The organism is Klebsiella sp. C360 (genome assembly GCF_048822415.1).
Lineage (GTDB): Bacteria > Pseudomonadota > Gammaproteobacteria > Enterobacterales > Enterobacteriaceae > Klebsiella > Klebsiella quasipneumoniae.
Genome location: NZ_JBMEZZ010000002.1, coordinates 495,548 through 513,995, shown reverse-complemented (window position 1 = coordinate 513,995; position 18,448 = coordinate 495,548). Strand labels below are relative to the sequence as shown.

12 protein-coding genes and 2 pseudogenes are annotated in these 18,448 nt (G+C 51.8%); 3 read left to right on the top strand and 11 right to left on the bottom strand.

Annotated features, from left to right (window positions below):
• Positions 1-23: 23 nt before the first annotated feature.
• The 5 genes from wbaP to ACOI7D_RS08395 all read right to left on the bottom strand — a co-directional run bounded on the left by wbaP (position 24) and on the right by ACOI7D_RS08395 (position 6,859).
• Complete coding sequence (wbaP, locus tag ACOI7D_RS08415; RefSeq protein WP_023290378.1) at positions 24-1,451, bottom strand: undecaprenyl-phosphate galactose phosphotransferase WbaP; 1,428 nt, start codon at positions 1,449-1,451, stop codon at positions 24-26.
• A 73-nt stretch (positions 1,452-1,524) separates the two neighbouring features.
• Positions 1,525-3,687, bottom strand: a complete 2,163-nt coding sequence (locus tag ACOI7D_RS08410; RefSeq protein ID WP_109547125.1) for a polysaccharide biosynthesis tyrosine autokinase — start codon at positions 3,685-3,687, stop codon at positions 1,525-1,527.
• Positions 3,688-3,705: 18 nt separating this feature from the next.
• Positions 3,706-4,137, bottom strand: a complete 432-nt coding sequence (locus ACOI7D_RS08405; protein ID WP_071787229.1) for a protein tyrosine phosphatase — start codon at positions 4,135-4,137, stop codon at positions 3,706-3,708.
• A gap of 1 nt (position 4,138) precedes the next feature.
• The gene (locus tag ACOI7D_RS08400; RefSeq protein WP_032428933.1) at positions 4,139-5,275 is read right to left on the bottom strand and encodes a polysaccharide export protein; all 1,137 of its coding nucleotides are present in this window, start codon (positions 5,273-5,275) and stop codon (positions 4,139-4,141) included.
• 144 nt (positions 5,276-5,419) lie between these two features.
• Positions 5,420-6,859, bottom strand: a complete 1,440-nt coding sequence (locus tag ACOI7D_RS08395) for a capsule assembly Wzi family protein (protein ID WP_050533155.1) — start codon at positions 6,857-6,859, stop codon at positions 5,420-5,422.
• 287 nt (positions 6,860-7,146) lie between these two features.
• On the opposite strand from ACOI7D_RS08395, the pseudogene ACOI7D_RS08390 reads away from it, so the two are divergent.
• Positions 7,147-7,273 (top strand): annotated as a pseudogene (locus tag ACOI7D_RS08390) (hypothetical protein).
• Between the two features lie 541 nt (positions 7,274-7,814).
• Here the strand turns inward: ACOI7D_RS08390 and ACOI7D_RS08385 are convergent.
• Positions 7,815-8,444, bottom strand: a complete 630-nt coding sequence (locus ACOI7D_RS08385) for a phosphatase PAP2 family protein (protein WP_109547124.1) — start codon at positions 8,442-8,444, stop codon at positions 7,815-7,817.
• 360 nt (positions 8,445-8,804) lie between these two features.
• Positions 8,805-9,733: pseudogene (galF, locus tag ACOI7D_RS08380) on the bottom strand (GalU regulator GalF).
• A 757-nt stretch (positions 9,734-10,490) separates the two neighbouring features.
• On the opposite strand from galF, the gene ACOI7D_RS08375 reads away from it, so the two are divergent.
• The gene (locus ACOI7D_RS08375) at positions 10,491-12,074 is read left to right on the top strand and encodes a TerC family protein (RefSeq protein ID WP_109547123.1); all 1,584 of its coding nucleotides are present in this window, start codon (positions 10,491-10,493) and stop codon (positions 12,072-12,074) included.
• Between the two features lie 580 nt (positions 12,075-12,654).
• On the opposite strand, the gene asmA is transcribed toward ACOI7D_RS08375, so the two are convergent.
• The 4 genes from asmA to alkA all read right to left on the bottom strand — a co-directional run bounded on the left by asmA (position 12,655) and on the right by alkA (position 16,809).
• The gene (gene asmA, locus ACOI7D_RS08370; RefSeq protein ID WP_109547122.1) at positions 12,655-14,502 is read right to left on the bottom strand and encodes an outer membrane assembly protein AsmA; all 1,848 of its coding nucleotides are present in this window, start codon (positions 14,500-14,502) and stop codon (positions 12,655-12,657) included.
• A 30-nt stretch (positions 14,503-14,532) separates the two neighbouring features.
• A complete protein-coding gene (gene dcd, locus ACOI7D_RS08365) occupies positions 14,533-15,114 on the bottom strand; it encodes a dCTP deaminase (protein WP_004151145.1) in 582 nt (193 codons plus the stop codon).
• Positions 15,115-15,204: 90 nt separating this feature from the next.
• On the bottom strand, positions 15,205-15,846 hold the full coding sequence (udk, locus tag ACOI7D_RS08360; protein WP_002912442.1) for a uridine kinase: 642 nt from the start codon (positions 15,844-15,846) through the stop codon (positions 15,205-15,207).
• Positions 15,847-15,960: 114 nt separating this feature from the next.
• Positions 15,961-16,809, bottom strand: a complete 849-nt coding sequence (alkA, locus tag ACOI7D_RS08355) for a DNA-3-methyladenine glycosylase 2 (RefSeq protein ID WP_087827388.1) — start codon at positions 16,807-16,809, stop codon at positions 15,961-15,963.
• Positions 16,810-16,946: 137 nt separating this feature from the next.
• On the opposite strand from alkA, the gene yegD reads away from it, so the two are divergent.
• Entirely contained in the window at positions 16,947-18,299 is a 1,353-nt protein-coding gene (gene yegD / locus ACOI7D_RS08350; RefSeq protein ID WP_109547588.1) for a molecular chaperone, read from the top strand.
• Positions 18,300-18,448: the final 149 nt, after the last annotated feature.

Sequence of the window (18,448 nt, the reverse complement as noted above, 5' to 3'; positions counted from 1 at the left end):
TTTTCCTTATTTTTTAAAAGATTTTAGTATGCTCCATCACGGTTCAAAACAACGGCAATAGTTTTAAACAAAATGGCAATATCATTCCACATCGACCAATTTTTAACATACCACGAATCTAAGTATACTCGTGTATCATAGTCAACATCACTCCTGCCACTAACTTGCCAAAGCCCTGTCATACCAGGCTTACTAAGAAGATAATAATCCACTTCCTCATTATAACGTTGTAATTCCTCTGTGATAATGGGTCGTGGTCCTACCAAGCTCATTTCACCTTTAAGAACATTGAAAAGCTGGGGCAATTCGTCAAGACTCGTTCTTCGAAGAAAATGCCCTATTTTCGTAATTCTTGGGTCATTCTTCAATTTAAATGTCTTTTCCCATTCTTCTCTCGCTTCATTATCGTTTATTAATAAATTCTCTAATACCTCTTTAGAATTTATCACCATAGATCGAAACTTCAAGCATTTAAATTTTCGCCCATTTTTACCTACTCGCTCATGACCATAAATAGCCGGCCCGCCGTCTTTTCTCACTTTATGGCTTATATATACTAACAACGGAGAGATAATAATTATTATTGATAATGAGCCTATAATATCAAATGCTCTTTTTAAGATTCTGGAGGAGAGTTTTGCCAAATTTTGCTGCACACGGAATATCATAACTTCATGGCTAAATATAAAAGACATATCAGTGCTGTCAAGAGGAACACCTCGAAGAGTAGGTATCACGGAAACATATCTAAACCCTTTGATCATGAATTCCCTCAACCAACGATTTCTGGTTTCTCCCTCGTTCGCTTCTACTGCAACTATGAATTGTGTTCTTTTATCTATTGTTTCTAACCATTCGGGTGAGACATCTAAATTTTTTACATTCGTTAACGATAAACATTCATTACCATCAACAGATGTTGTTATAAAACCAACGACATGTAGGCCGAGATTTTTTTCGCTATTTATTGCTTTATATGCTTCATTTGCATTTTTACCACTCCCTATAATCCAAGTATCCCGAAGCCAAAAACCTGACTTATCTAATAAATATTTAGTTCCAATTCTAAAGAAAGGAACTAATAAGAAAGAAAATAACCATGTTAATAGCCAAACATACCGTGAAAAATACCATTTTGCGAATGCGATTACCGCTATTTCAATAACTGCAAATATAACCAACGTTCGCAATATTTCCTTCAATTCAAACCAAAATGTCTTCCGATAAAAATAATGCCTTAACCTTACGCCAAACCAAATTACACAGCATACCCCAAGCAACCAGTGTAGGGCTATCCATCCATAAATTTGCTCATCAGGGACACGCTGTTGAAAGTTCGTAAGAACCTGCGACAAAATCCACAGTGACAAATATAGAGATACAACAAAACTAACAAAATCAGATATTGCCAATGCAATAATACAATAAAAATTTCTTTGCAAAAATTTCATAGGTTCCTCTGTCTTCATTTATTCGACATATGGAATTAAACTAACTAGGCCTTGTGTAACAAGGCCCGATAACTTATTTATTATTCTTTTCGGAATATGCATACCCATAATGGTTGTAACCATAGCCATAATAACTACTGGCTTTTCTTACCATCCCATTAAGGATACAACCTTTTACATTCACTCCGCTTTGCTCAAAACGTTTAATACTCACAAGTATTTCTTTGGTAGTATTAATTTCAAATCTTGCCACGAGTAAAGTAGTACCAACATAACGACCAATAATTGCAGCATCTGTGACTGCTAATATAGGGGGAGTATCTATAATTACTAAATCATAAAGCTTAGATACTTGCGAAATCAATTCATTAAAGCGTGGATGCATCAACAATTCGGCAGGATTGGGCGGAACCTGACCGCGGGGAATGTAATCAAAATTCCCTTTTGTAACAGTTGTAATCACTTTTTCAAGGGATACTCTTCCAGATAAATAGTCAGATAAGCCATTATCATTATTGGAACCCAATATTTTATGTACATAACCTTTGCGAAGGTCAGCATCAATAAATAATACCTTTTTTCCACTAGAGGCCATTGTCGCCGCTAAATTTGTACTTATAAATGTTTTTCCTGCATTTGGACTTGCACCTGAAATCATTAATATATTATTTTTTGCTTCCATCATTGCAAAGTGAAGGCTTGTACGGAGACTCCTAATAGCTTCTATTGCTAGATCAGCGGGGTTTTCTATTGCAAGTAAAGATTCAGGTTCTTTTCGTTTATTATTGCCTTTGACTAGATTTGCCTTATACCATTCAGCTACAGGAACGCTTGCATAGACATTTATACCAGCCTCTTCTAATTGCTCTGGTGATTCTATACCTCTTAATAAAAACATTCTTAACAAGACAATGCCAATAGAAATAAATGCACCAAGAATTGTTCCTATTATTATTATTAATATTTTTTTAGGCTTTACTGGGTTAGGTTCAGTAACTGCATCATCTACAATACGGACATTACCTATAGCACTTGATTTCGCAATATTGAGCTCTTGTTGACGATTTAATAATTGTAAATATACTGCCCTTCCAGACTCAACATCGCGGCTTAATCTTAGTACTTCCTGTTGCGTAGAAGGCATGGAGCTAACACGTTTGTTTAGCTTAACTTTCTCATCTTGAAGTGTTTTCCTTTTTTCAACTAATGCTTTATATGTAGGATGCTCTTTTGTATATAACTGCGATATTTCAGCTTCTTTAAATGTCAATTCATTTAATTGATTATCAACATTTACAATTTGATCAAGAACTGACTTTGCTTCCATCGTTAAATCAACGGAGTCTTTCTGTTTTCTATAAGCATTTAATTTATCTTCTGCAAAATCAAGATCACTCCTTACTTTCGGTAACTGCTCGTTCAAAAAATCCAAGCTTTTAGCATCTTGTGCCGCTTGTCTTTCCACATTTTGCTCTAAGTAATTATTGCTGATGCTATTTAAAATATTCTTTATTAAGGTCGGGTTGTCACCTGTTAACGTCAATGAAAGCATACCAGTATCTTTCCCCTGATCGGCAACATTAAAGGCGTCTTGCAAGTTGCTAATCGCTTTCAACTTATTAAGATAGGTAATTACAAATTCACTTCCCGGTTGCGCGTTAATTTCTTTAATTAATAGAGTAACACCTTTGTCATTTATTAACTCGCCAACTTTTCCCTCGAGAGTAAAATCGTCACCAGCAATAGTATATCTTTCCCCATCATTTACAGTTAAAATCACCTGAGGAGCATCTCCTCCCTCAACTTGTGGTAAATAAAGTTTTCCAACTGTAATAGATCCTGACTCCTCTCCCAAGAGCCTTGCAACCCCACGTCCAATTACAGGAAAATACTTTTGTTTTACCTGAGCCTGTAAATTAAGATCATCAACTGTTTTTCCTAAAATCATTCTTGACTGGAGTAGGGTTAATTCAGGTGCAGACTCTGGTTGACTATTCGGTAATATTTGATTGATACTATTTAGAATAGCGTTCCCTTGTTTTTGTTCAACTTGTATTAAAGCATCAGCTTGATATATAGGGGTTGCTAGCAGTGTATATAATACAGCTAATACAGTAAAAGCTGATGTAATAGAAATTATTAGTTTTCTATTATCTATAAGCTCACCCAACAAACGTCCAAGATCAAAATCATCTGATTCAGCTTGTTGAGTTTTGTTATTAACAATCGGTGTCATGCAGTTATTCCTAGATTCTTATACCAATTTTTCTGCCCAATTTTGGCAGCATTGGTCAATTAATTGATATACTGATTCAAAGGCCTCATCGCTTTTACGATATGGGTCTGGAATTTCTTTTGCTCCCAACCAATGACCTAATAGTAGAGTTTTCCCTCTTGCCTCAGGGGCAATTCGACAAACATGCTCTATTTGTCTCTGTTCCATAACAAGAATAACATCATATTGGCTTGCAATCTTTGAAGTTAACTGTCTACTAACATGACCATCAAGATGTAAATTATGTTTCTCAGCTACGCGTATCGCTGAACCATCTGCTGGATGATTTATCAATGCAGCAACCCCAGCAGATTCAATATGTTTACTAGGCAAAAGTGATTTTAAGATACGCTCAGCAATAGGAGAACGGCATATATTACCCGTACAAATAACCAAAATAGATTCAAACATTTTATGGCCACGTCCTTATATATCTTACAGTTTCAGTCATATCATGTACGCCAGTAATAGTAGGTACTAGTTGGGAAATTACACGATTCCAACGTACTAATGGAGCCGATGTGACATAGACGATATCATAAGGTTGTAACTCAAATTCTGTACCAAGTACCATCGCGGAAGCATCTTGCGCGTTCAACTGATATATATTAGCAATTTTACCTTGTTTATCACCTTTCAACTGCCGAATTACGAAGACCCCCGTAGCATCACTGTATGCTTGAGACATACCTTCAGCATTCCCAATTGCCTCCGCTAATGTCATTCCACTCCGATCCATCTTCAATGTGCTCTGTTTGCCGACCTCTCCCATGACAAACACTTTAAGATCATCATTTCGTGGTACAAAGAGAATATCCCCTGGATATAACATTTGATTTTGTGTCAAATCACCTTTTTGCATTAATGCATAAAGTGATATTTTAGTATCTTTACCATTATGAGTCAGTACAACATTACGCCAGTCTGCGTCTGGTGCCAGTCCACCCGCAGCATTTATTGCATCCATCACCGTTAAAGGAATATTGGTAATAGGTTGCTGGCCTGATTTTGTCACTTCACCTGTCACGTACACCTTTTGAGAGCGAAAAGCAGCAACGCTCACATCGACCTGAGGACTCTCAATATAGGTGGTCAAACGGTTAGCTATATCCTGGCGTACCTGACTCAGCGTTTTACCCGCCACCTGCACCTTACCAATATATGGGTAGAAAATGGTGCCATCGGAGTTAACCCAGTTACCGGTATCGCTGGCACTGCGATACTGCCCTGCAGGAGTAGTTAATTCCGGATGATCCCACACCGTGACCATCAGCACGTCACCCACTCCAATACGGTATTCATAACTACGAAGCAAATTATCAAGCTGCGGGTTTGGACGAGCCAGAACAGTTTCCGGACGAAGCTGATCGATCAGGCCCGGCGTCATCGGGTACACATTGACCAGCTTATCCAGATCATAGTCGCTATCTGGAAGCTCAACCACGTTCTTACGCAGACTGTTTAATCCTTGACCAGGGATAACCGTACAACCCGATAAAAACCCAATTGCCAACGCTAATGCCGAAAATCTAACAAGTTTTTTCTTCATAATGTCACATCATCAGTAAATCAAAATTTGCCAATTCCTGAGCAGCTGTCATTGCCGTTGCCTCCCTGCCGGCCTATGGAGAGAAAAAACTGACTGCGTCCTGCAGCGCTACCACCCTCTCTCCCCTGTTTTCAGCATTCAGCCTTATAAACTAAACGGTATTTCTATGCCTGCGCTGGCCCCAACGTCATCGCTGTCGCTGTTGTTCGCGTTGGTGTACCACAGTGAAGTATTCAACCGGACCGATTGATACACATCTCCGCTCCAGCCTAGCTGTATACCTTTCAAAGTATCAGCATGTGGGAATGCTTTGTTGATTGATTGGTTCTCTGGGTTAACTTTGGCGTAAACCAGGCGCGTACTCCAGCGTTGGTTATCCTCTGTAATAATCTCAACCTTACCGGCTATGAGTTGACCATCACCGCCCAATGCGTCACCCAGCGGATAACCCTGCTGATAATAGCCATCCTTATAGATGTGATGGGTATAGCTGTAATTGGTTCGGCTCATATTGGTGCGTGTATCATGCGCTTCCAGATACCAGTTCACCGCATCCTTACCCCAGCCGTGGTGGCCTTCCACTCCACCGAGGAACATATTTGCCGATGGCAGGTAACCAGACTCATCCTCACCGATCATTTGTCCATAGAAGCTCACCGGCCAGCCCAGGGTCGGCTCCAGTTTGAACTTAAAGTCAAAACCGGCCAGCTGGTTGCCCGGTTCATTGGGATCATTCGCGGCGGTATTATCCTTGCCTGTTAAACCATCCCAGAAGTTGCTGAGTGATTCAGGCCGCCCTTCCCCTCCCCACTGCATTATCCGCGATGCGCCTAATTCCAGTGACTGGAACGGCGTAAAGGTGAAACGACCGCCGATAATTTTAGTGTGTGGGACAGCAGTGTACTGATTCATTTGGCTAGCAGAGATCTGGTACTGCCATGGGCCTATCCAGCGTAACCACCAGGTTTCAGGTGCCGCCTGCTCTGCTCGCTGCATCAGGAAGCCGGTCATCGGCCGCATGGCATCCCCGCGGATCAGGCTGCCTTCATACCCCGGACCCCACCACTGCGGCACCTGGCCAAAGGAGAGCCACTGGTTCCAGAATTTCACCGCGCCATAGGCGCCGTTGGCGTTGAAGCGCGATCCGTTGCTGATACGCTCTCCCCCTTCGACGTTGCCCTGGAGGTGGACATCCCACCACTCGCCGCTGTTATTGAACGCCAGACCTAACGAGTTATCTGCCGGCTGCGTCTGACCAAACCCCTGCGGGGTACCCGGCTGGTCGGTCGAAGTGTAGCCGGTGACCCGGAAATCGGCTTTTAAAGCAGACAGTCTCTGGTTGATACGAGCCAGAACCACTTGCTCAGAAGAATAGGACGGTTTGGCCTTTTTTAGCGCCCGGGCGATCTCTTCCTGACTCAGCGGCCAGGTCGACAGGCTCAGATGGATGACCCCGCGATCGGAAAGCCAGGCAAGGTCGTTACGCAGATCGTTATCATTTACCACTAACCCAGCCGCGAAAGCCTGGGCTCCCAATGAGGAAAGTAAACCCAGCGTCACGGCAATGCGCGCAATTTTTATCATTGTACAAGATCCATTTTCAGCCCCGCTGTCGTATCTCAATGAGAATGAGGGGAATACCAAGATAGAAAGCGCTCGCGGCACCAGTTGACTTCACTGTGCAACACCGGCGAGGCAAGTACAGTTACCCTAAGCTGCTCGAAACCATTATCACATCCACCCAGCTCACAATGTAGGCGAATTTTACCCTACAGGCTATCGATGAGATGGGAAAATTAATGTCCAGGTGATATCAGCAACCGCTCCTGACCAACTTCTGAGGATATCCGTGTAAAATGGATAGATAGCTGATAAGGGTATTCATCCTGGCAGGGTCGATTTTTACAGCCGTTGAACAGTAGCAATTGTACAGCAGCAAGCAACTTCAGCGACGCTACCGCCCCTGGCTTAACAGCTACCAGCGCACTGACTACCTGAACGACTTATTTTATCGACCTGTGGATGAATAATTGGTCAGGCCTTTATTTTTGCGGCGTTAAGTCTACGGGATTTCGGTCACAATTGGGAGTCTTACTGCCGAATATCTGCCAATTAATCCTATCCGCTGTTTTATTGGCGAAAAATAGGGGTTCGCCAATAAGATTATTTACTGCTCTCACCATTCGAACATCTACACGACATCACAGCGCCGACACATGCACAGCTAACCATCTGAAAAAAAGACATTTTTTCATGACAATCGTGTCATTCTAAAATCAGATGATGTCGTCATAGTCAACTACAATTTCTAATAGTTTCCAGTGTTTGGATATACATTAAATCAGCAAAAGGTACTTTCTTAACGCCTTTAAGAAACGTCTGATCACGGCTATATCCAGGCAAATATGCAATATCAATGTAGTAGCACTTCATTATTTCATAAATATGAATTATCAATTGCGCGGCATATAGTAGATTATTTTCTTATTTGACTAATTAACCAGCGAAAACTTAATTTCCCCTGTAAAACAAATGGCAATTACCAAGCCTGCTTGTGCAAATCGTTGCGGGTAAAGGGCTTGTCCAACGGACCAATTGTAGTGGCGATCTGCCCCAGCAGGGACTGGGTCGGCGCTTTATTGCCGCTATGCAACAGGATAAGCGGGACCATCACCAAACATGCAAGTCCTCCCCAGGGAATATACATATATTCGGAATGAGTAGTGCGCTTTTGTAGTAGTAAGAATAGTGCGCTGCCGGCAGCACCCAGCAGCAGGCCGGCGATCACCTCCGAGACGGAATGCGCATGGATGACCAGCCGTGAATACCCCACCACTGCGGCTAAAACATAGCCTGTGGCGACCGCTGCTCTTTGCACACCCGCCGAAAAACGAGCGCTGAGCAGCCACAAGAAGATAGGCCAGAAGGCCGTGGAGAGCGCTGAGTGGCCGCTGAAGCCGGTGTAATCCAGCTCGCGAATACCTAATCCCCAGCCCATAAAGGCCAGTTTGGAGGCGCAGACGATGGCGCCGGTGATGCCGAACAGCAAACTCCACTGCCACGCCAGCAACCGCGACGTTTTACGCAGCATCAGGACAATAAACAGCGCCGCTGCGCTGGGCAGCAAAACGGTGCTATCGCCAAAAAATGAGATGAGTTGCCAGTTCATATACCTGTGATCCTTCGATGATGTCCACTGCCGTGCTCAGGGATTATCCATAATGTCTGTACCAGCTCGCATGCTAATTCATTTCACATTTTTATGCATGCAAGTGAGATGTTTAAAGCGGAAACATGATCGCAGTCAAGTTTTATTTTTGGCTGACGTTGACCGCTTTCCCTGCACTTTAGGAATTGTCGCACTAAGTGACTATTCATAAAGCATTATTGCCGCTACTCCGACCATTGCACCACAGAGGCCAGAGACAAACTACCAGAAGTCTCCGAAGCCATACGTTTCTTTACAATCGTTATAACATTCACGTTATGAATAAATTCTGCATAACGTTATGAGCGGCAGGACCGATGTTCAGAACCTGCCGCCCGGTCTCAGGCTGGCGTTCAGGCCAGCAGTTTTTTAATGCTTTCGCGGAATTTGGTGCCTTCTTTCAGGTTACGCATTCCGTAAGTGACGAAGGCCTGCATATAGCCCATTTTCTTACCGCAGTCATAGCTTTCGCCGGTCATCAGCATCGCGTCGACGGACTGCTTCTTCGCCAGCTCGGCAATGGCGTCGGTCAGCTGGATACGCCCCCAGGCGCCCGGCTCGGTGCGCTCCAGTTCGGCCCAGATATCTGCCGACAGCACGTAGCGGCCCACCGCCATCAGGTCGGAGTCCAGAGTCTGCGGTTCGTCCGGTTTTTCAATAAACTCGACGATACGTGCTACCTGCCCTTCCGCCACCATCGGCTCTTTGGTCTGGATCACGGAGTATTCGGAGAGATCTCCCGGCATGCGTTTCGCCAGCACCTGGCTGCGGCCGGTCTCGTTAAAGCGGGCGACCATAGCGGCGAGGTTATAGCGCAGCGGGTCCGCAGTACCGCCGTCGAGGATGATATCCGGCAGCACCACCACAAACGGGTTATCCCCGACGACCGGACGGGCGCAGAGGATAGAGTGGCCCAGACCCAGCGGCTGCGCCTGGCGCACGTTCATGATGGTTACGCCCGGCGGACAAATGGCCTGGACTTCCGCCAACAGCTGGCGCTTCACGCGTTGCTCAAGCAGGGCTTCCAGCTCGTAGGAGGTATCAAAGTGGTTTTCCACCGCGTTCTTCGAGGAGTGCGTCACCAGAACAATCTCTTTGATCCCGGCGGCGACGATTTCGTCAACAATGTACTGAATCATTGGCTTATCAACGATCGGCAGCATCTCCTTTGGAATTGCCTTTGTGGCCGGCAGCATATGCATGCCTAGTCCTGCGACCGGAATAACCGCTTTCAAATTCGCCATATTCATCTTCACCTGTTTGGTTGCAAAACACGCGGTTTTGCAAAATTGTACATGTCACAAATCCATTGAAACTGATAATACACGGATACTGCCCGGGCATCTGCCCGCCAAATTCTTAAATTCACTGTCACGTAAAAGAATACACATAACTCCCTTTTACCAACAGTTAGAAGTGAGAATAATCTTATTCTCGATCAGGTTATTCAGCGGTGCGTTTCTCTGCGCCGTGCAAAGTGGCCGAGATCCCCGTCCACAGGGCGCGCCAGCACGCCAGGGCTGCCGTGCCGCACCTATGCCCGCAAAGAATAGGTATAGATAATAAATTTATCCAGGTAATATATTTCAGCATTTACCGCTGGACAGGTCGCTATACAAGCCATAATCGGCGGAATAAAACCAGGAGCCGCCCTATTCTGCGCCCCCTTTATGAGCTGAATTATGCCGATTTTACGAGGAATTTCGCTCTTCCCCCACAGCGTGGGCATCACCTCTGGCTGCGACGAATGGTGGCACAACGCCGCTTTTGCGCCCTGGCGGAAACCCAGCGGCAGACGTTCTGATATTGGCCCGCTTATTCCAGGCAACCGCCATAGTGTTATTTTTTCACTGTTCTTTACCGGAACATAATTCTTATCGGTTCGCTTAATCTGCTGGAAATATATCCACCCGTGGCAGGGCGCTATCCGCGTCGTTATTGCATTTTATACCCATCTTATCCATGATCGGGGTAACACATACCGCAGTCGTACAGGTTTTAATACATATGGAATGGATTGCCGATCCGTCAATCTGGGCAGGTCTCGTCACGCTGGTCGTTATCGAACTGGTGTTAGGTATCGATAACTTGGTCTTTATCGCTATCCTCGCTGAGAAGCTCCCGCCCGCCCAGCGCGACCGCGCGCGGATCACTGGCCTGATGCTGGCGATGGTGATGCGTCTCCTGCTGCTGGCCTCTATCTCCTGGCTCGTCACCCTGACCAAACCGCTGATTGTTTTTCACGACTTCAGCTTCAGCGCCCGCGATTTAATTATGCTGTTCGGCGGCTTGTTCCTGCTGTTTAAAGCGACCGTCGAGCTTAATGAGCGGCTGGAGGGAAAAGACAGCGATAATCCCACCCAGCGCAGAGGGGCCAAATTCTGGGCCGTGGTGGCGCAGATCGTGGTGCTCGACGCCATCTTCTCGCTCGACTCGGTGATCACCGCGGTCGGCATGGTCGACCACCTGGCGGTGATGATGGCCGCCGTGATCATCGCTATCAGCCTGATGCTGATGGCCAGCAAGGCGCTGACGCGCTTCGTTAACAGCCACCCGACCATCGTGATCCTCTGTCTGAGCTTCCTGCTGATGATCGGCTTCAGCCTGATTGCTGAAGGCTTCAGCTTTATTATTCCGAAAGGCTATTTATATGCGGCAATTGGCTTCTCGGTGATGATTGAAGCCCTTAACCAGCTGGCGCTGTTTAACCGCCGTCGCTTTCTCTCCGCCAATATGACGCTGCGTCAGCGCACTACCGAGGCGGTAATGAATCTTTTGAGCGGGCAGAAAGATAAAGCTGAACTGGATGCTGACACGGCGTCGCTGGTCGCCGATCAGGACCATCATCCGTTGTTTAATCCGCAGGAACGGCTGATGATTGAGCGGGTGCTGAACCTGAATCAGCGCAGCGTCAGCAGTATTATGACCTCCCGCCATGATATCGAGCGCATCAACCTCAGCGCGCCGGAGGAAGAGATCCGCAGCCTGGTGGAGAAAAATCAGCACACCCGGCTGGTGGTGACCGGCGGGAAAGATAATGAAGACCTGCTGGGGGTGGTGCATGTTATCGACCTGCTCCAGCAGTCCCTGCGCCAGGAGCCGCTGGATCTGCAGGCGCTGGTGCGCCAGCCGCTGGTCTTTCCGGAAGGGTTACCGCTCCTCTCCGCCCTTGAGCAGTTTCGTCAGGCCCGCACCCATTTTGCCTTTGTGGTGGATGAGTTTGGCTCCGTCGAGGGGATTGTGACCCTGAGCGACGTGATGGAGACCATTGCCGGCAATCTGCCCAACGAGGTGGAGGAGATCGACGCCAGGCACGATATTCAGCACCATCCGGACGGTTCGTGGACGGTTAACGGCCATATGCCGCTGGAGGATCTGGTGCAGTATGTTCCGCTGCCGCTGGATGATAAACGTGAGTACCACACTGTTGCCGGTCTGCTGATGGAGTATCTGCAGCATGTGCCGCAGGTGGGAGAAACCATTGAGATTGACGGTTATACCCTGCGTACGCTGCAGGTCGACAGCCATCGGGTGCAAAAGGTGCAGATCGTTCCGCCGGCAAAGCAGGATGAGCTGGATTATGAGGTGTAATCGTCAGGCATAAAACGGTCCGGGGTATCCCGGGCGGTGGGACGGCTAATCAAACCCATGCCTGATGGCGCTTCGCTTATCAGGCCTACGGGATGGCGACGCAAACCGGGGGATTACCCCCGCCGCACAACCCAGGCGGGGTCAGGCGTAGCCGCCACCCGGCATCAATGTGACATCACACTTTGACGACATGCTCACATCACAGGGAATTGATGCTCTACCGCCGCCACACTGCCTGATGGCGCTTCGCTTATCAGGCCTACGGGATGGCGACGCAAACCGGGAGATTACCCCCGCCGCACAACCCAGGCGGGGTCAGGCGTAGCCGCCGCCCGGCATCCACGTGACATCACACCTGGACGACATTCTCAGATCACGGGGAATTGATGCTCTACCGCCGCCATACTGCCTGATGGCGCTTCGCTTATCAGGCCTACGGGATGGCGACACAAACCGGGGGATTACCTCCCGCTGCACATCCCAGGCCGGGTCAGGCGTAGCCGCCGCCAGGCATCAACGTGACATCACACTTGGACGACATGCTCACAGCCCGGTAGTCCCGGGCTGCTGGTCTGGACGATTACAGCTTATCGAGCAGCTTTTTGGCATCTTTGCTCTCTTTGCTGCCTTTATTACGTTCGACCCAGTCGTTGAGGCGCTGCTTCGCTTCATCCTGCAGCTGTTTACGCAGGATCTGGTCCACCTGCAGGCTGTAGCTCAGCGACTGCCAGTCGCCGTAGATGCGCAGCGGGATGGCGGTCTGCTTCAGGCGATCGATAAGCTTGCCCTCACCTTTCCAGCCGCCGAGCACGCGCACGTTAAAGCGCATATCGCAGTTTTCTTTCTGCAGATCGAGCTGTCCTTCGCCGGTCATCGCCATCACGTCGGACTGCCCCTGCACGCGGTTCAGCGTCACCAGCCCGTTATCCAGCGTCAGCTGGCTGCTCACGGCATCCAGCCGGGTGGCGTTGTCATAGTTTTCCTGCGCCCGGACGTTGGTGCTGCGCTCCACGGCCTGCTGCACCAGCTGCTGGAAGTTAAGTCCTTCGGTACGGGTATCCGTCATCTGGATCTGCGCCTGGCCCTGCCAGCGACGGCGGAAATCATCCGCGTCAATGCGCGCTCCGGAAAACTCGCCGGTCAGCGACAGCTTGCCGGTCAGGCTTAAGGAATAGTTGAAGGCTTTGATCAGCGAACCGATCTCCACGTTCTGCAGCGCCGGCTGGAACGTCGCCTGCGGCGTGTCGCCGCGGGCATCAAGGGTGCCGGGGAGGGAAAGCTGGCCGCCGTCGAGGTTGCCCTGCATTTTGCTGACCGTCAGCAGCCCCTGCTTATTGCTGATCTCGCTCTGCACCTGGGTGAAGTTCAGGCCACGCCACTGCAGCTGGTCGGCGCTCAGGACCATCCGACCGGTAAAGCCGCGCAGGCTCTGGTAATCTTCGCGCTCATCGCTGTCGGCGATCACCGGACGCAGCGGGCGCGTCTGGCTCTGGCCCTGCTGGCTGGCGCTGCTGTCGGTCGCCGGCGAAGAGGACGCCAGCAGACTGTCGAGATTCAGGGTGGTGGCATGCAGATCCAATGACCAGTCCGGGCGCTCTCCCAGCACCACGCTGCCGTTGCCGGTGAGGGTGCTGCCGCTGGCCATCAGGTTCAGATTATCAAAGCGCAGGGTCTTGCTATCTTCCTGCCAGCTGGCCTGCAGACTCCCCTGACCATTGATGCCGTCGGGGGGCAGCTCGGCGCCGCACAGCTGCCAGCTGAGCTGGCTAAAGTCGGCTTTTAACGAATGCGGATAGTCGCCGCCCTGCACGGTGGCGGAGAAGTTCAGCGCCAGGTCGCGCTGGTCGCGGTTGACGCGGCCGGAGAAATCGACGGTGGCCCGGTGATTCTCATCCTGCTCCATCTGCAGGCGGATATCGCGCACGGTCACCTGCTCGCCGTTTTCATGCTGGAAGAAGAGCACGCTGTCGGCCACCTGCAGCTGTCGCACGTCGTAGGACCATCCGCGGTCCTCCGGGGCCAGCGGCAGGGTGTTGTCATGCGGCACCACCGGCGCCGCGCTGTCGCGAACCGCCTCGGTTTTCGGGGTCAGCTGGATCACCGCCCCCTTGAGCATCACCTGCTTCACCTGCAGCTGGTGCGAAAGCAGCGGCAGCAGCGCCACGTCGAGGCGCATGTTGTCGGCGCGGATCACCGGCTCTTCAGCGCCTCTGGCGGTCAGCGTCATGCGCCCGCTGAGAATGCTGAGCTGCGGCCAGACGTGCCAGCGCAGCGGGCCATCGAGTTCAAGCTGATAACCGCTGCGCTCTGCCACCTCATGCACCATATAGGCGCGAAAATCGTTGGGATTGACCAGCAATACCAACGAGGTAAGCCCGGCGACAATGACCGCCAGCAGGATCATCAGCGTTGTCAGTATTCGTCTCATGGCACCCTCAGCAACACCCCGTTGACGTTATCAATCCTTGTCGATTCGGCTCGCCACCGCGCCCTGCTGGTCGCGATATTTGGCGTCTTCACGGCGGTTATATGGCCGGGCCGCCGGGCCCGATAATGGTTCAAAGCTCAGCGCGCCGATGGGCATCCCCGGGCGCAGCGCCAGCGGCAGCTTGCCGGAGTTGTAGAATTCCAGCACGATGCAGCCGGACCAGCCCGGGTCGATGCGGTGCGCGGTCACGTGCACCATCAGCCCCAGGCGCGCCAGCGAGGAGCGTCCGTCGAGCCAGCCCACCAGGTCGGCAGGCAGGGTGACCGACTCATAGGTCACCGCCAGCGCCAGTTCGCCCGGATGCAGGAAAAAGGCCTCCCCTTCCGGCAGAACGATCTCTTCGCTCATCACGCGGTCCAGCGCGGCGCTCACCTCGGCCTTCGGGCCGCTTAAATCGATAAACGGCGCCGTGTGGCCGCGGAAGGTGCGGAATTTATTACCCAGCCGTACATCAACCGTCGCGCCATTAATACGCTCAACGGGCGGGCGCGGATTGATGGCCAGTCGCCCTTCATCCAACCAGGCTTCGATATCTCGGTCACACAGACGCATGGGCTTTCTCCTTATAAGGCTGCTTCCCGCACGCTTCGCGGCGGAGAGGGCAACAGGGCTACTCTTTGCACGTTACACAATTCGGCCAGGTTATTCAAAGAACTGACTGATTTTGGCCTTCAGAATATCAATCGCGATGCGGTTTTTGCCGCCGCGCGGCACGATGATGTCGGCATACTGCTTCGACGGCTCAATAAACTGCAGGAACATCGGGCGCACGGTCTTCTGATACTGGGCCATCACCGAGTCCATGGAGCGGCCGCGCTCGTTAACGTCGCGCTTAATGCGGCGCATCAGGCAAATATCGAGCGGGGTGTCGACGAAAATAGAGAAGTTGAGCTCGTTACGCAGGCGCGCATCGGTCAGCAGCAGGATCCCTTCAAGAATAATCACCTTCTTCGGCTCGACGTGAATGGTGTTCGGCGTGCGGGTATGCTCGACGTAGCTGTAGACCGGCAGCTCAATCGGCTGGCCGCTTTTCAGCATCTGCAGGTGCTGGAACAACAGACTGTGGTCCATTGAGCTCGGGTGGTCATAGTTAGTTTTGACGCGCTCTTCCATCGACAGATGACTTTGATCTTTGTAATAGCTGTCTTCCGGAATGACGCCAATATGTTCGTCGCCAACTTGTTCACGCAATTCGCGATAGAGAGTACTGGCAATAAGACTTTTGCCAGAAGCCGATGCGCCGGCGATGCCTACAATGACGCACTGATGGGACATATCAGTCATAAATTTTTGCGACCTGATTAACCTGGATAGAGATGGAGGGTGGCGGCGGACCGCCAAACGCGGCAATTATAGGGATTTCAGCGCCCCGATACCAGTGGTATGCGCCCCGGACGGCTATTCCGCCGCCGGCGCCCAGTCATCGGTATACCAGATATGCAACAGCGCATAAGATCGCATCGGCTGCCAGCGGCGAGCATAGCGGGCGATGGCGGCCGGGGTCATTCCCGGAAAGCGCTGTTTAATCAGGTAGTCGTCCGGCAAAAAGATATCCTTCGCCTGCCAGCCGCGCAGGGCAAAATAACTGGCCGTCCAGCGGCCAATCCCGGGCAAAGTCTGCAATTCACGCAGCCCGGCGTCGATATCCGTCGGCGCGGTCAGGGGCAGCTCGCCGCTGAGCGCCGCCCGGGCAAGGTGGATCAGCGCCTCCGCGCGGCGAAGCGGCATCCCCAGCGCCTTCAGCGCCTGCGGATCGGCCCGGGAAAGCGCCTCCGGCGTTGGGAATAAAACATAGCCGGGGGCATCCGCCAGCGGTTCGCCCCAGCCGGCCGCCACTTTGGCGGTGAGCCGGGCGGCCATCGCCACGCTCACCAGCTGGCCGAGCACCGCGCGCACCGCCTGTTCGAAAGCGTCCAGCGCCCCGGGCAGGCGCAGCCCCGGCCGCGCCTGCGCCAGGTCGCCCAGCGTGCGAGCGACCTGCTGCGGGTCGCAGGCCAGATCAAACAGCTGGCCAATTCGCGCATAGCAGATCTCCGCCACCGGCTGCAGCCCCGGGGAGAGCGTCACCCGCAGGCCCTGCGCCTCCTCGTCCGGCGCCAGATGAATCAGCCCGCCGTGGCCTGCTACGCGAAAGCTGCGGCTGTAGCCTCCGTCATGAAAACGCTCGACGCCGGCGACTGCGCGCGCCTGCAGAAAACCAACCATCCACCCCCAGTCGTAGGGCGGGGTCCAGGGTAACAGCACCATAAGCTCTCCTTTATATAGCGTTTCAATGATAGTCGCCCTTCACCGTCAGCGCCTTGCTTTTAAATTCCGGTTGTCGGCATGACGGCGATCCGCTAAAGTCGCCCCCCTTCTTCACCGGCATGGGGATTTTGCAGACGATGTTTATTGGTTTTGACTACGGCACCGCCAACTGTTCGGTGGCCGTGATGCGGGAAAACAAGCCCCAGCTGTTGACGCTGGAAAACGGCAGCGCGCTGCTGCCCTCCATGCTCTGCGCGCCGACGCGCGAAGCGGTCAGCGAGTGGCTCTATCGCCATCACGAGGTGCCGACCCACAGCGACGAAAACCAGGCGCTGCTGCGCCGGGCCATCGCCGCCAACCGCGACGAAGACATTGAGGTGCTGCGCAACAGCGTGCAGTTCGGCCTCGCCTCCCTGCATCAGTATGTTGAAGATCCGGAAGAGGTCTACTTCGTCAAATCGCCAAAGTCCTTCCTCGGCGCCAGCGGCCTCAAGCCGCAGCAGGTGGCCCTGTTTGAAGACCTGGTCTGCGCCATGATGTTGCACATCAAGCTGCAGGCGGAAAGCCAGCTGCCCGAGCAGATCGACCAGGCGGTGATAGGCCGGCCGATCAACTTCCAGGGCCTCGGCGGCGACGAGGCCAACGCCCAGGCGCAGGGGATCCTTGAGCGGGCCGCCCTCCGCGCCGGTTTCCGCGATGTGGTCTTCCAGTTTGAACCGGTGGCCGCCGGGCTGGATTTCGAAGCCACCCTCAGTGAAGAGAAGCGGGTGCTGGTCGTCGATATCGGCGGCGGGACCACCGACTGCTCCCTGCTGCTGATGGGCCCGCAGTGGCGGGAGCGCGCCGACCGCCAGCAGAGCCTGCTCGGCCACAGCGGCTGCCGCATCGGCGGTAACGACCTCGATATTGCCCTGGCCTTCAAATGCCTGATGCCCCTGCTCGGCATGGGCGGCGAAACGGAAAAAGGCACCGCGCTGCCGATCCTCCCGTGGTGGAACGCGGTGGCGATCAACGACGTCCCGGCGCAGAGCGACTTCTACAGCACCGCCAATGGCCGCCTGCTTAACGACCTGCTGCGCAGCGCCCGGGATGCCGATAAAGTGGCCCTGCTGCTGAAGGTCTGGCGTCAGCGCCTGAGCTATCGTCTGGTGCGCAGCGCCGAAGAGAGCAAAATCGCCCTCTCCAGCGCGGACAGCGTCGAGACCGCGCTGCCGTTTATTCAGGACGAGCTGGCCACCGCCATCGCCCGGCAGGGGCTGGAAGCGGCGCTGGATCAGCCGCTGAGCCGCATTATGGAACAGGTGCAGCTTGCCATCGACAGCAGCCAGACCACCCCGGACGTGATCTATCTGACCGGCGGTAGCGCCCGCTCACCGCTGATCAAAAAGGCGCTGGCGGCCAAGCTCCCGGGTATTCCGCTGGCCGGTGGCGATGATTTTGGCTCAGTAACCGCCGGGCTGGCCCGCTGGGCGCAAGTGGTTTTCCGCTAGCCCTTGCCCGGCGCTGCCGTGCAGCAGGTCTGTCCTGATCGCGGCGCTGCAGATTACGCTGGAATATTCCTGGTCTCCCACGCAAAATGGCCTGTTCGTCCGGACAGGCCTGTCCACTTTCCTCCGCTTCCGGGGGCGTATTATCCATA

What these genes read in the sequence shown, in the direction of transcription:
- udk (WP_002912442.1), bottom strand. Translation starts at nt 15,846, where the DNA reads ATGACTGATATGTCCCATCAGTGCGTCATTGTAGGCATCGCCGGCGCA.
- yegD (WP_109547588.1), top strand. Translation starts at nt 16,947, where the DNA reads ATGTTTATTGGTTTTGACTACGGCACCGCCAACTGTTCGGTGGCCGTG.
- ACOI7D_RS08375 (WP_109547123.1), top strand. Translation starts at nt 10,491, where the DNA reads ATGGAATGGATTGCCGATCCGTCAATCTGGGCAGGTCTCGTCACGCTG.
- ACOI7D_RS08405 (WP_071787229.1), bottom strand. Translation starts at nt 4,137, where the DNA reads ATGTTTGAATCTATTTTGGTTATTTGTACGGGTAATATATGCCGTTCT.
- dcd (WP_004151145.1), bottom strand. Translation starts at nt 15,114, where the DNA reads ATGCGTCTGTGTGACCGAGATATCGAAGCCTGGTTGGATGAAGGGCGA.
- ACOI7D_RS08395 (WP_050533155.1), bottom strand. Translation starts at nt 6,859, where the DNA reads ATGATAAAAATTGCGCGCATTGCCGTGACGCTGGGTTTACTTTCCTCA.
- ACOI7D_RS08400 (WP_032428933.1), bottom strand. Translation starts at nt 5,275, where the DNA reads ATGAAGAAAAAACTTGTTAGATTTTCGGCATTAGCGTTGGCAATTGGG.
- ACOI7D_RS08410 (WP_109547125.1), bottom strand. Translation starts at nt 3,687, where the DNA reads ATGACACCGATTGTTAATAACAAAACTCAACAAGCTGAATCAGATGAT.
- alkA (WP_087827388.1), bottom strand. Translation starts at nt 16,809, where the DNA reads ATGGTGCTGTTACCCTGGACCCCGCCCTACGACTGGGGGTGGATGGTT.
- ACOI7D_RS08385 (WP_109547124.1), bottom strand. Translation starts at nt 8,444, where the DNA reads ATGAACTGGCAACTCATCTCATTTTTTGGCGATAGCACCGTTTTGCTG.
- wbaP (WP_023290378.1), bottom strand. Translation starts at nt 1,451, where the DNA reads ATGAAATTTTTGCAAAGAAATTTTTATTGTATTATTGCATTGGCAATA.
- asmA (WP_109547122.1), bottom strand. Translation starts at nt 14,502, where the DNA reads ATGAGACGAATACTGACAACGCTGATGATCCTGCTGGCGGTCATTGTC.